We start from the raw sequence: 12,252 nt of genomic DNA on the forward strand, positions 1-12,252 counted from the left end.
ATTATACTCTATTTCGAATTATTTTCCTCTAAATAAGTTTACTTTTCAAAATCTATAAAGTCTGTTGGTGTATTTCTGATAACCTTCCCAATTTGTTTTAATACGGCAGGTGAGATTTCGATGAATTGAGTGTTGAGTGAATTGAAGTAAGAGAACAGCTGCGGATCACGGTCTAGGTCATTGTAGGAAATCTCAAACTTTTCTAAACTACTTGTATTTAACTTCTCTTTAAGAAATGTTTCCATTTTCTCAAGAAGTTCCCACATTTCATTAAGATTAAAATACTCTACTGCTGCTTTGATCTCGGACCATGCTTTCGGTTGGGCTAAATAATAGGCAGTCCACCAATAAAACTCTGCTAAAGAATTTTTTGCGTGATTGTAGTAGGCATTGAACATGAATAATCTTTGCTGTCCCGTTCTTAGCTGTTTATAAACAGTGGATTTTACCACTCCATCTTTTGCACGTATCATCGGGATAATAGGTTCAAAACAGGCCTTTGGCAATGCACTATCATCAAGTGAATCAAACACTTGTCTCTTCATTTTTATCAACAATTCAAACCACTCCTTCCTGTCATATTTTACAAATTATTTCATGTTCTGTCTCCCCTTTCAACTTAGATGGTGAAGGGTTTAGGTCGCGTATTCGGGTTCTACGAGACCGATTTACCTGATGGAGAAAATACCTGGCATGCTTCTAGGCAATCATGCCCGCATCTCAATGTACATTCAAGATAAATGTAGTTCACCTTACCTAATCTTTTTATTAATCGAACTTCTTTTCCATAGGGCTTTGAAAAGCATAAGCACCGCATGAAGGAAATGCGATAGCATTTTCGTGGACCTCGCTGCTACCGCTCTAATCAACATAGAGCCAAAATCTACAATAGCTATAAAATGCAAATAAAAAAATAGACGTGCACCCATTCGCACGTCTATACCAAGGTCCTATGTCCCAGCTAGTTCTTTACAATTTTAGAAGGATTATTTACTTTATATAGAACCGGCACATCAACAAGAAATTCTTCCTCTACATCTTTTCCCTTCGCTAACTTCTTAGCCGCTACTTTGCCGTCAAATTCAAGTTTATCTCCAACGGCCAGTTCAAACTTTTTAAGGGTTTTACTGTGACTGCACCACGCAAAACCAACTTCAATTGGATTGTCCTGAATGATTTTTACATCCTCTAAGACAACAACTTCATCATTTTCTTCATTGAACGGATTGTAAGTCAAGGCAAACTGTTTAACCGTTGCAGTAAAGTGTACTTTTTCAGCTGGCAACTCGAGCTTTGGAGCCTTCTCTTTCTTCGGCTTTGTTTCTTTCACTTTTGCTTGCTTAGGCTTTGGCTCTGCTTCTGTTTTCGGAAGTTCTTTGACAGCTGATGTTTTACTAAGTGCAGGCGAACTATCCTCTTTGTTGCTATCACTTTCAACTGTCGGAATGTCATTATCCTCAAGATTCAACAAGCTTTCTTTCCCAAAGCTTGATTGCTGCATTTCCTTTAAATAGGCTGGGTGGATACAGCTCAACTGGCCATCGTTAAATTCAATAACAATAGTATTAAATTCTGCCGCACTACCGTAGGTTTCATAACCCCTAATGGATACAAGACGCTGGTAATTCCGGTCTTTGTACCAAAATTCCCTTTTTGCTTCCTTCGCTGAAGAAAGCCCCCATTCCTTTAGCTTTTCCTTATAATGATCCTCATCCCGAAAGGTATCGAACTCACCCTTTGGCGGAATATATTTTGTTAGCTCAGATTGTTCTATTTGCGGCCGCTCGATCACCACTCCACACTTCCTTCCATTATGTATATGTGTAGATTATATCATTTCATTTGAAAAACATTAATTTGCGTTGCCAAATCTGGTCTAAATTTAAGATGACTTGGAGGAATATTATTTTTTTCAGAAAAAGTAGGTCTTTTCTATTTTCTATGTTATACTGTTTTTACCATTTGCTTTATTGATTCATAGCCTCTGTTCTTTCGATGAGAACGGAGGTTTTTGTTTGTCTTCCGATACTTTTCAAAAGTATACAAAAAAAAGACTCTACAAGAGAGTCTTTTTCATTTATATAAAGCTTTTATTAAGCTTTACGAACGTTAGAAGCTTGTGGTCCACGTTGACCTTGCTCAACGTCAAAAGTTACTGTTTGGCCTTCGTCAAGAGATTTGAAACCTTCGCCTTGGATAGCTGAGAAATGTACGAATACATCGTCTCCACCTTCGCGCTCGATGAATCCAAAACCTTTTTCTGCATTAAACCATTTTACTTTACCTTGTTCCATTTGTGTATCCTCCTGCTGTGTGCTGTGCACACATTTTGGTACTATCCTTGCTCAAATCTTCAAGACAGAAAGCTGTTCACTTAACGCTCTTGCCGATCCACAAAAATAATTCTTCTTAACTATAACAGAAACAATTAGATAAAGCAAACGAATAAAAACTTTTTTCAAATATAATCAGTTGAGATTACATTATAAACCTAACAAACATTGTCTTTTGAGGTTGCCAACACCGTAAAATGAAATTATTTTAAAATATTAAATTATTTTTCATCAAAATATCTATGAACGATTGTATAATAACAAAGTAAATTAAATATGAAACGGTGAAGACACATGCGCACATATAATGAAAAAATTAGTATTTATCATGGAATGGTGTCAACCATTGCTGTGAATCTTGCGGGTAATTTTTTTCCTATTTTCGCCATTTCTATTCTTGGCGCTACTAATTATCAGGTTGGGTTGATTAGTTCACTTCCCCCACTTGTTGCACTATTAACTACTATTCCTGCTGCGATTGTATTAAATCGTTTAGAGCAGCAAAAAAGAACGGTGGCGATGTCCGTTTTTTGGGCCAGAATCATGTTTTTATTGTTAATCGGAGTAGCCTTCGTTGCTTCTGACTATCAAGCCTGGGCATTTTTAATTATTGTTGCTTTAATGAATGTTCCAGGAACCATTTCTAACATTGGTTGGCAAACACTAATAAGTGGAATGATTAGTGAAGAACGAAGAGGTTCATTTTTTAGTGATAGAAATCGGCTTTTAACCATTGTTGGGATGGTTACCACCCTAATTATCGGGATCGTCATGAAAAAGCAAACGGACAATGCACTCGCCTATCAATGTTTATTCTTCATTGCTTTTATTTTTGGGCTGTTAGAAGTGTTCTTTTTGCTGAAACATAAAGAAAAGGCGGAGCCGAAGAAGAACAAAGAACAAAATTCGATTATGGATTGGTCAATTTTTAAGGATAACGGGTATAAATGGTTTCTAGTATCTGCTCTTTGCTTTAATTTCACCTGGCAGTTGGTTTGGGGATTATTTAATATCTATAACGTAAAATATGCCCATGCTACGATTCTTTGGATCAGTATCTTTTCCGTAGCGAACCAATTGGTGCAAATCTTTTCGTTTCCTTTATGGAAAAAATGGGCCGAACAAAAATCCAATACACTTATGCTCGTCTGGGTAGCAGTTGGTATGGCAACCGCACCAATTTTGAATGTATTGTCAACGAATCTATACTATCTAACTTTTGTTGCCATGACATCTGGATTTTTTGTTTCCGGCACCATGCTCCTGCTGTTTAATCTTTTGTTGGAACAGTCGCCAAAGGATAAAAGAACCTATTGTATTACCACCTATAATGTTCTCCTGTCATTCGTTGCCTTTATCGCCCCTCAAATTGGCATATGGCTATTAGAAACAACCGGCATGCAGAAATCAATGGAAATCAGCACCGTGCTTCGGCTAATTAGTGCATTCGTATTTTTACTTATGTACATTAAATTCATGAAAAACCAAAAGCCTGCACTACTAAAAAGCTAAATAAAGGATATAGGTTGGATAAAATCCAACCTTTTTTGTTGTCCAATTTAATGCAGTCATTTGTCGTGGCAAAGTTTCATATTTTTAAAAGGAAGTGATTTGTCGGAATCAGGAACAGGAGGCAAATATGATAATTATTAATCATCAGCGTGTGAAGCCAAAGGATTTATTTCCTCATATTACGAATAAGGAACAAAGAACTATAATTGAATATATGGAGAAATATAGTGGGAATTATGCGTATGCCACACTAGATCAACTAAAATTTGAATTGATGTTCCGATCGAATACAATGACTGCTGCTCGTCAACAAGATAAAAGTGGTGCAAAGTTTACTACCTTTCAGTATGCCTTTTGCAATAAACAGTATTGGAATCGTCTGAATAATGGAGGCTTTCTCATAAAACCCAATATCAGACCTTCCGTAGCTATTTTAGATATCATAAAAAATGGGACTCTCTATGCCTTTGAATGTTCCACCGCTGTTGCCATTGTGTTATACATTGCCACTCTTTACTCTATAGGAAGCTCAAGGTTTGATCTTCTCTTTAGCAATCTTTATTTAATGGATTGGCAATTTGATGAGGATATGAAAATGTATCAAAAGTATGGAGACGACTACTTGCCTGGTGACATTCTCCATTTCAACAATCCAGATTTCAACCCTAATGAACCCCATTGGCGTGCCGAAAATGTCATCTATTTTGGGGACGATTTATACCAAGGACATGGAATTGGAATCAGAAATGCAAGCACCATCATAAACTTCCTTAATAACAAAAGAAAACCCAATCCCCAGCATTCCGCTTACTTAATGACACTTATCACTCGACTCCATTATCAGTCATTTCGTTAAGAAGGTGTCAGGCACCATCTGTGAACAATCTTTGGGACGGTGAGGCTGCTTTCTTAATTTTTTCTGAACCGTCCCATTACTTCCAGGGTTTGTGAGATGTTTACAAAAGCATTCGGATCGGTAATTTTAATGGTATGTTTTGTTTCATTCAGTTCAAATCTTGTTATCACGGTTGTTAGGACTTTTTTTGGGTTATGGGCATAGGCACCTTCTGCGTTATGTACCGTAATCCCCCTGGAGTGTAAATGAATAAGGGCGTCTATTAATTCCTCTCCTTTTTCAGTGACAATCCTTAAGGTTAATTTGTTTTGAGTTGTGTAAACCATATCGACTGCACGACCTGCTACATAAATAGCGATGACCGTATATAAAGTGATATCCCATCCAAATATAAAACCTGAAGTACCAACTACAAGAAGGTTCATACATGCACTTAAAAATCCAACTTGTATGTTCTTTTTTTGAGACAAAATCAGGCTGACGATATCTGTTCCACCTGTTGAACCCCCAGTCCGGATGACAAGTCCCACAGCAAGTCCATATAAAGCGCCACCTATAATGGATGAGAGTAAAATATCATTAGTTATTGCATGAATAGGAAATACTTTCAAACTGATAGATAAAACGACAACTGAATAGATGGTAAAAAAAATAAATCTTTTTCCTAAATATTTTATACCCAAAAGTAATAGCGGAATATTGATTAATAAAACAATTAAACCAGTATTGACATGTAAATAATGATGAATAAAGAAAGCAATCCCAGTAACACCACCAGAAGCCAATTTATGAGGGATAAGAAACGTGTTATAGGCAAACCCAAAAAGCATGGAACATAGTCCTACTAGTATGATTTGATAAATTAATCGAAACAAATTAAGCACCTCTAAATGTTCACTTGTTGATAGTAGGTTGTTTCTTTAGATTATGTCCTTTGTCATTATACAAAATTCGCTTTATACGAATAAAAAATGACTATCAAAAGAATATACCTTTTGATAGTCATTTCATTTTTTAAACTAGCGATCATAAATGAAATCTATTTTCAATTTGTGCCGCCTTCCACCCTATAAATTTTTAAACGAGTCCTCGGCGTTTACCTCTTTTTTAATCACTTTATTATCCTTTAGCCATTCCGCAACCTTGTTCCAAGTTTCAGGATCTTGATAGCCGAACGGTTTGTCTTTTGCGTCCATTAGTGGTAAGAGCATTTCCAAGCTCTTTGTCTCAATATCCTTCTCAAGTGGGGAAGATTTATCCTCGTGCTTTAATAAAATTGCCAATCCCTCTTCTGGATGTTCCGCTACAAACTTTTGTCCATCTCCAATTGCTGTCATAAACTTCTTAAACACTTCTGGTTTTGCTTTTAATCCCTTTTCACTTGCGACCAATACTAATTCATAATAATCCGGTACACCAAAATCAGCAGGATTTAGAGTTCGCATCGGATGTCCTTCTTTTTCTAGCAATAATTTTTCATGATTGATATAACCGCCAATTAGCGCATCTGTTTTCTTCGTTGCCATCGCCGGAATTAAGTCCCAACCTACATCAACCATTTTCACCTTTTTCTCATCGCCGCCATCAGATTTAACCATCGATTGTACGATCGCTTCATCGAGTGGAACGGAAGGATAGCCGATTGTTTTTCCGGCTAAATCCTTTGGTGATTGAACAGGACCATCTGCAGGAACCATTAATTGATTAAGGGGATGACGAACAATAGCACCGAAAGATTGAACAGGGATCTCTTCACCGCGTGCCACTAGAACCTGTGGCTGATAGCTTATTGCCATATCGATTTGTTCGGCAGCAACCAATTTAAGTGGATCATTTGTATCGGCAGGCATCTGAATATCTACATCCAGGCCTTGCTCTTTAAAATAACCCTTTTCCTCTGCAGCATATAGAAACGAGTGTACGGCGTTTGGATACCAATCCAGCATTAAGCTAACTTTCTCGAGTTTTTTATTCCCGCTAGATTCCTTCGAATCAGAAGCCTTCTCATTGCTTTTTCCACAAGCACTTAACATCATCAACAATAAACTGAGCACGATCAAAACACTTTTCTTCATTATTAAATTAACCTCTCTTAGTTGCGAAATTTATTTTTCAATACTTGCTTTTCTACTAAACCAATTATTAAAAACAGGACAATTCCTAGTAAGGATAAAAGAAAAATGGCAGCAAACACGGCATCTGCCTTCAGATTTCCTGACATTCGTCTGCTGAAGTACCCAAGCCCTTCACTAGCACCTAACCACTCACCAATCGTTGCTCCAACGACACAGTAAACAACCGACAATTTCAAGCCTGATAAAAACGCAGGCAAAGCCATCGGAACCTGTACTTTTTGAAATATAGTCCAGCGGTTTGCACCCATCGTTGAAAGTAATTCACGGAACTCACTTCCACCTGATTTCAATCCATCATACGTACTAACGACAATTGGAAAAAAGGCTGTTAGGATTGTTACCGCAATCTTGCTCCAAATCGAATAGCCAAACCACATAATGAAGATCGGAGAAATCGCAATTAACGGCACTGTTTGCGAGATAACTAAAAATGGATAAAGGATTTTCTCTAATGGACGTGAAAAATGCATCCCAACCCCTAGTAGCACACCTCCAACAACCGAAATCACAAAACCAATTAAGACTTCCTTCAAAGTTGCCGGCAGATGTTCCCCCAGCAAAAGTTCCCGGTTTTCGACCAACGATGCCCATATGGCTGAAGGAGATGGTAAAATAAAGGCTGGTATGAATTCCTTTCTCACTACCCATTCCCAAAGACTGACAAGAAGAATCACAACCAGTAAAAACAACCCATAATCTCCAGACCACTTTTTTACTCTAGTTCTCATCTTGAATCAGCCACTCCAATTCTTTTCTCATCCGCATAAACTCTGTTTCGTAAATCAGTTCTGCTTTTCTTGGTCTAGAAAGCTTCACTTTAACCTCTTGAACTCCTCGATCACCTTTCAGCACATAAATCCTATCACTTAATAAAATCGCTTCCTCTAGGTCATGAGTGATGAACAACACCGTTTTTTGTAGCTCCCCCCACAGCCCTAATAACCAGCTATGCATTTTTCTTTTGGTCAGAGAATCAAGCGCACCAAACGGTTCATCTAATAATAAAAGATCCTTTCCGGTCATAAGCGTTCGAAGAAAAGCCACTCGCTGCCTCATTCCTCCAGACAGTTCACCCGGATAGGCATTTTCATATGCAGCTAAACCAAAACGATCGAGCCACTCCCGGACCGCCGGTAGTTTTCTTTGTTTACTTTCCTTTGCAATTTCTATTGGGAGCAAAACATTTTCTACTACCGTCCTCCAGGGTAAAAGTAAATCCTTTTGTGGCATGTACCCTACACTTCCCGTTCTTTTCCCAGAGTGCTGACCTTTGATTTGGATCTCACCCTGTTCCGGTGCCAGTAAACCTGTAATCAACTTAAAAAGTGTGCTTTTTCCAGAACCACTTGCACCAATGACGGAAACAAATTCTCCCGAGTTAACATCTAGTGAAATCTGATCGAAAATCGCTCGTTCCCCACCGAATGAGTAGGAGAGCTTGTTAATCGATAACATTGACAGTTTAGACAGGCCACTCACCTCCCTGGTAAACCATATCCCAGAACATATATTCAAAGCGGGAAGTTGTCAGAAAATGCTGTTCCAAGATAGCTAATTCCCATTCTGGTTTTCCCTCTGTCAATGAATCTAGTAAATGAATAAGCCACTCAGCTAACTCACCAAATTCCTTCGATGAATACATTTTCACCCAGCCACCATATAGATAGTGTTCGCTAGCACCTTGATATTCTTTCGCTAGCATCTTGCCGATTTCCCAGTAGCTCCACATACATGGTAATAACGACGAAATTAATTCTTCAAGTGAACCATTTTGTGCTACATGTAGCATGTATCGTGTATAAGCTAGATTAATTGGACTTGGTCTTGTCTCTTCTAATTGCTGATTCGTAATCCCGAATCGTGCCGCATATTCCCGGTGCAAATCCATTTCCCCATGTAAAGTCTCATGCAACAGCTTGGCAAAAGCAGCCATCGTTTCAATTTCTCTTGATTTCACAGCCGCTAAAGCAAAAAGCTTAGAATAATCAATTAAGAACACGTAATCCTGTTTCATGTAACGAATAAACGATTCAGTTGGAAGGTCCCCTTTTCCCATTCCGATAACAAATGGATGCTCGTGAGTTTTCTCCCAAATATCATGTACTTTTTGATAAAGTCTCTCAGAAAATTTCATGCTACCCCTCTTTTCTGGTGTTGCACCATTCTGCGATAAACATAGCTAGAACTTTAGCAAAGTCTAGCAATTGACGAATTTCGACCTTCTCATTGACAGCGTGCGCATCTTCCAATTTACCTGGTCCAAAAATGGCGGTTGGTATACCTGCACGTCCGAGCCATCCGGCATCTGTAACGGTTGTAGACATCCCAATTATTGGCGTGCTGTTTATCATTTTTTCATAAACTGCTGTTAACGTCTTGGTTCCCAATTGGTTTGCATCCAATTCCAATGAAGGAAAAATCTCGCCACGGTCCTCAATCATAGATTTCCCACCCCAAACAAAAGTTGGCGGATTCTCTCTAAGCCAAGGATCGGCCGCAGCAACAGCACCGATATGTTGTTCAATTTCCTTGATCACGTCTTCATAGTCTTCATTCGGATAAAAATGAACCGTAACCCACAATGCACATTGGTCTGCCACAAAAGCTGCATGCCTTCCTCCTTCAATGACTGCCGGATTAATTGTATTCGTCCCAGGTGGAAAGCCTTCATAGCTTTTCGTCACAGCCCAATGTCTCTCCAGTTCCTGAAGTCCCGCGATGATCTTCATCATTTTCTCAATGGCACTGGCCCCTTTTAGGCCACCACCTGCATGAATCATTTTTCTCCGCAGTCCATCATGATAGGTCTCTTTGCTTTGAACCGTAATCCATCCAGTAATAACGCCGCCCTGTCCTTGTATATGTAAATCACTCGTATCTACCACTACAGCATAATCAGCGGTATAGCCCCGCTCTACACATGCCTGGGTTCCAGCCTCCCCTACCTCTTCCCCAATGACGGATTGAAATTGAAGATCGCCACCCAAAGTAACGCCCATTTCTTTCAAAAGCTTAATCGCAATGAGTGATGCCGCCATTCCACCTTTCATATCAGCGACACCACGACCATAAATAAAGGAATCTTTTATTCTAGTGCTAAATGGAGAAGATTCCCACTCCTTGTCATCTCCTATCTCAGCAACGTCCACATGACCATTTATTATCAAGCTATTATATTGGTTAGAAGCCTCACCCGGCAAAACGCCAACTACATTCGGATCTCCAGGATACACATCCCATTTATCCGTTTGAAATCCCAAATCTTCTAAAAATCCTTTAATATATTCCTGTACTGCATTGGTATTGCGGGCTGGAGGGCTTACTGTAGGGTAAGCAACCAGTTTGGCTAGCAATGCAAGAAGTTCATCTTTTCTCGCTCCTACCTCAACTTCAATTCTTTCAGCTATTTCTTTACACATTTTCCGTACCACCTTACATTTTGGCTTGAGGCTCCTCAATCTTTACTACTTTTTTCCGTAAAAATACGGTTAAGATTACAAATCCAATCAAGGCACCGGCAAATGAGCTAAAAATAAACAAGGGGATAAACCCAAATAAGGTCCCTTTTTGTCCAAGCAAAAGTGTTGCAATTGGATAACACAGCATCGCACCAATAATACCTGTCCCGATTACTTCACCGAAAAACGCTAAATAGATTTTTCTAGTTTTCAGGAATAATAGAGATGCGAGCAATGCTCCAACCATACTGCCTGGGAAGGCAAACGGAGATCCCGTACCCATAATATTTCTTAATAATGAGACACAAAAGGCCTGTGCAACAGCGTAATAAGGCCCTAAAAGTACTGCTGACAGCACATTCAAGAAATGTTGTATAGGAAATACCTTGGTAAATCCAATGGGAATATAAAAGAGATTACTGGACATGGTTCCAATTGCAATCATCATGGCGGTTAAAGTAAGCTTTTGTGTTTTCTTCATTCTTGCCTCACTCCTGACTAGCTAAAGCAACTAGATTTTTTCTTAATGCTTTTGCAGCATCCACCGGTGATTCCGCATGACTGATGGCTGTAATCACGGAAACACCATCTGCCCCTGCTTCTACAACAGAATACGCATTTTCAATCGTGATTCCTCCAATTCCAACAATGGGGATGGTGAATCCTTCAGTGCGTAAGGTTTCAATCAGGGTCGTGCCACGTGATGGTTTGGCGTCCACCTTCGTGGTGGTTGGAAAAACAGGTCCAATCCCAAAATAATCTGCTCCATCCCGTATGGCTTCAATAGCTTCCTCTTTTGTATGAACAGAAACCCCCAAGATTTTGTCGCCAATTTTTTCCCTTACCGTTTTAACAGAATCATCCTCTTGCCCAATATGGACACCGACTGCATTTATTTCAATCGCAAGATCAATATCATCATTTACAATGAAGGGGATTTGATTCTCTTTACAAATGGTTTGGAGTTTTTTAGCGAGTGCATATTTTTTAACGCCAGTTAAAGCCCCTTCCCCTTTTTCTCTAAACTGAAAGAAGGTTATGCCCCCAGCAATGGCTTCCTTCAATACCTCAACAGGGTCCTTTAAGCAGTTGTTGCTACCCATGATAAAATAAACACTCAATGCTTCTCGTAAATTTGTCATAATGGGGTAACCTCTTTTCCAATTTTCCTTTTTCGATAAGCCCAATGGTTAGTGGGGCCATGTCCTTGCCCGATTTTTAAATCTTCTTCAATGGCTGCCTGAATAAAATCCTTTGCTGTTAAAACTGCTTCATACACACTAGCCCCTTTTGCCAGCTCAGCAGTAAGTGCGGCCGAGAAGGTACAGCCTGTTCCATGCGTATTTTTGGTATTGATTCGCTTTCTCGTGAACGTGTAAAATTCCTTGCCATCGAATAATAAATCTACTGCATCCGTTTCATTCTCGTCATGTCCACCTTTTATGACGATATTTTTGACTCCTAGCGCATGTAATTTTCTCGCAGCTTCCTTTTTTTCCTCAACCGTTTGAATCGTCATTCCCGTTAAAACTTCCGCTTCTGGAATGTTCGGTGTGATGACATTTGCTAAGGGCAGTAAATAGGTTTTCATCGCTGAGATCGCTTCGTTAAACAATAAAGATTCTCCGCCCTTAGCGATCATTACCGGGTCTACCACGACATTTCCCCATTGAAAAATCTTAATTTGTTCCGAGACGGCCGCAATAATTTCTGCGTTAAATAGCATCCCTGTTTTTAGTGCATCTGCTCCGATATCCTCCCCAATAGCTTGAATCTGCTTGACAACAGCCTCCGCTGACATTGGGTAAACACCATGAACACCCAATGTGTTTTGAGCAGTCACTGCTGTTAATGCAGACATACCAAATACCTCTAATTCCTGAAACGTCTTTAAATCTGCCTGAATCCCTGCTCCACCTCCGCTATCAGACCCTGCAATCGTTAGCGCTTTTTTCATA

At 39.3% G+C, this 12,252-nt stretch carries 14 protein-coding genes; 2 read left to right on the forward strand and 12 right to left on the reverse strand.

The window, feature by feature from the left end:
- Positions 1 to 38: 38 nt before the first annotated feature.
- The 3 genes from AA0X95_RS17825 to AA0X95_RS17835 form a co-directional block, all read right to left on the reverse strand.
- Positions 39 to 557 carry a hypothetical protein gene (locus AA0X95_RS17825; protein ID WP_413300163.1) on the reverse strand — a complete coding sequence of 173 codons (519 nt, stop codon included), beginning with the start codon at positions 555 to 557 and terminating at the stop codon, positions 39 to 41.
- Between the two features lie 404 nt (positions 558 to 961).
- Positions 962 to 1,795 carry a hypothetical protein gene (locus AA0X95_RS17830; protein WP_413300165.1) on the reverse strand — a complete coding sequence of 278 codons (834 nt, stop codon included), beginning with the start codon at positions 1,793 to 1,795 and terminating at the stop codon, positions 962 to 964.
- Between the two features lie 298 nt (positions 1,796 to 2,093).
- On the reverse strand, positions 2,094 to 2,294 hold the full coding sequence (locus tag AA0X95_RS17835; protein WP_308079596.1) for a cold-shock protein: 201 nt from the start codon (positions 2,292 to 2,294) through the stop codon (positions 2,094 to 2,096).
- Positions 2,295 to 2,627: 333 nt separating this feature from the next.
- Between AA0X95_RS17835 and AA0X95_RS17840 the strand changes: the two genes are divergently transcribed.
- The gene (locus tag AA0X95_RS17840; RefSeq protein ID WP_413300167.1) at positions 2,628 to 3,845 is read left to right on the forward strand and encodes an MFS transporter; all 1,218 of its coding nucleotides are present in this window, start codon (positions 2,628 to 2,630) and stop codon (positions 3,843 to 3,845) included.
- Positions 3,846 to 3,972: 127 nt separating this feature from the next.
- Positions 3,973 to 4,701, forward strand: a complete 729-nt coding sequence (locus tag AA0X95_RS17845) for a protein-glutamine gamma-glutamyltransferase (protein ID WP_413300169.1) — start codon at positions 3,973 to 3,975, stop codon at positions 4,699 to 4,701.
- 53 nt (positions 4,702 to 4,754) lie between these two features.
- Here the strand turns inward: AA0X95_RS17845 and AA0X95_RS17850 are convergent, their stop codons facing one another.
- The 9 genes from AA0X95_RS17850 to thiD form a co-directional block, all read right to left on the reverse strand.
- The gene (locus AA0X95_RS17850) at positions 4,755 to 5,576 is read right to left on the reverse strand and encodes a YitT family protein (protein ID WP_413300171.1); all 822 of its coding nucleotides are present in this window, start codon (positions 5,574 to 5,576) and stop codon (positions 4,755 to 4,757) included.
- Between the two features lie 192 nt (positions 5,577 to 5,768).
- Positions 5,769 to 6,776, reverse strand: coding sequence for an ABC transporter substrate-binding protein (locus AA0X95_RS17855; RefSeq protein ID WP_413300173.1), 1,008 nt, complete (start codon positions 6,774 to 6,776; stop codon positions 5,769 to 5,771).
- Positions 6,777 to 6,793: 17 nt separating this feature from the next.
- On the reverse strand, positions 6,794 to 7,564 hold the full coding sequence (locus AA0X95_RS17860; RefSeq protein ID WP_413300175.1) for an ABC transporter permease: 771 nt from the start codon (positions 7,562 to 7,564) through the stop codon (positions 6,794 to 6,796).
- Positions 7,554 to 8,315: an ABC transporter ATP-binding protein gene (locus AA0X95_RS17865; protein WP_413300177.1), complete on the reverse strand. Its 762-nt coding sequence runs from the start codon at positions 8,313 to 8,315 to the stop codon at positions 7,554 to 7,556. Before AA0X95_RS17865 ends, AA0X95_RS17860 begins: the two co-directional genes overlap by 11 nt.
- On the reverse strand, positions 8,299 to 8,970 hold the full coding sequence (gene tenA / locus AA0X95_RS17870; protein WP_413300179.1) for a thiaminase II: 672 nt from the start codon (positions 8,968 to 8,970) through the stop codon (positions 8,299 to 8,301). The genes AA0X95_RS17865 and tenA overlap by 17 nt, the downstream gene beginning before the upstream one ends.
- Position 8,971: 1 nt before the next feature.
- The gene (locus AA0X95_RS17875; RefSeq protein WP_413300181.1) at positions 8,972 to 10,255 is read right to left on the reverse strand and encodes an acetylornithine deacetylase; all 1,284 of its coding nucleotides are present in this window, start codon (positions 10,253 to 10,255) and stop codon (positions 8,972 to 8,974) included.
- A gap of 13 nt (positions 10,256 to 10,268) precedes the next feature.
- Positions 10,269 to 10,775 carry an energy coupling factor transporter S component ThiW gene (gene thiW / locus AA0X95_RS17880; RefSeq protein WP_413300183.1) on the reverse strand — a complete coding sequence of 169 codons (507 nt, stop codon included), beginning with the start codon at positions 10,773 to 10,775 and terminating at the stop codon, positions 10,269 to 10,271.
- 7 nt (positions 10,776 to 10,782) lie between these two features.
- The gene (gene thiE, locus AA0X95_RS17885) at positions 10,783 to 11,436 is read right to left on the reverse strand and encodes a thiamine phosphate synthase (RefSeq protein WP_413300185.1); all 654 of its coding nucleotides are present in this window, start codon (positions 11,434 to 11,436) and stop codon (positions 10,783 to 10,785) included.
- Positions 11,433 to 12,251 (reverse strand): bifunctional hydroxymethylpyrimidine kinase/phosphomethylpyrimidine kinase, encoded by an 819-nt coding sequence (gene thiD / locus AA0X95_RS17890; RefSeq protein ID WP_413300187.1) that lies wholly within the window; start codon positions 12,249 to 12,251, stop codon positions 11,433 to 11,435. Before thiD ends, thiE begins: the two co-directional genes overlap by 4 nt.
- Position 12,252 lies beyond the last annotated feature (1 nt).

The organism is Neobacillus phoenicis (genome assembly GCF_047302305.1).
Classification (GTDB): domain Bacteria; phylum Bacillota; class Bacilli; order Bacillales; family Cytobacillaceae; genus Neobacillus.

Coding starts and splice junctions, on each gene's coding strand:
- AA0X95_RS17845 (WP_413300169.1), top strand. CDS start 3,973: ATGATAATTATTAATCATCAGCGTGTGAAGCCAAAGGATTTATTTCCT.
- thiW (WP_413300183.1), bottom strand. CDS start 10,775: ATGAAGAAAACACAAAAGCTTACTTTAACCGCCATGATGATTGCAATT.
- thiD (WP_413300187.1), bottom strand. CDS start 12,251: ATGAAAAAAGCGCTAACGATTGCAGGGTCTGATAGCGGAGGTGGAGCA.
- AA0X95_RS17840 (WP_413300167.1), top strand. CDS start 2,628: ATGCGCACATATAATGAAAAAATTAGTATTTATCATGGAATGGTGTCA.
- AA0X95_RS17860 (WP_413300175.1), bottom strand. CDS start 7,564: ATGAGAACTAGAGTAAAAAAGTGGTCTGGAGATTATGGGTTGTTTTTA.
- AA0X95_RS17855 (WP_413300173.1), bottom strand. CDS start 6,776: ATGAAGAAAAGTGTTTTGATCGTGCTCAGTTTATTGTTGATGATGTTA.
- AA0X95_RS17835 (WP_308079596.1), bottom strand. CDS start 2,294: ATGGAACAAGGTAAAGTAAAATGGTTTAATGCAGAAAAAGGTTTTGGA.
- thiE (WP_413300185.1), bottom strand. CDS start 11,436: ATGACAAATTTACGAGAAGCATTGAGTGTTTATTTTATCATGGGTAGC.
- AA0X95_RS17875 (WP_413300181.1), bottom strand. CDS start 10,255: ATGTGTAAAGAAATAGCTGAAAGAATTGAAGTTGAGGTAGGAGCGAGA.
- tenA (WP_413300179.1), bottom strand. CDS start 8,970: ATGAAATTTTCTGAGAGACTTTATCAAAAAGTACATGATATTTGGGAG.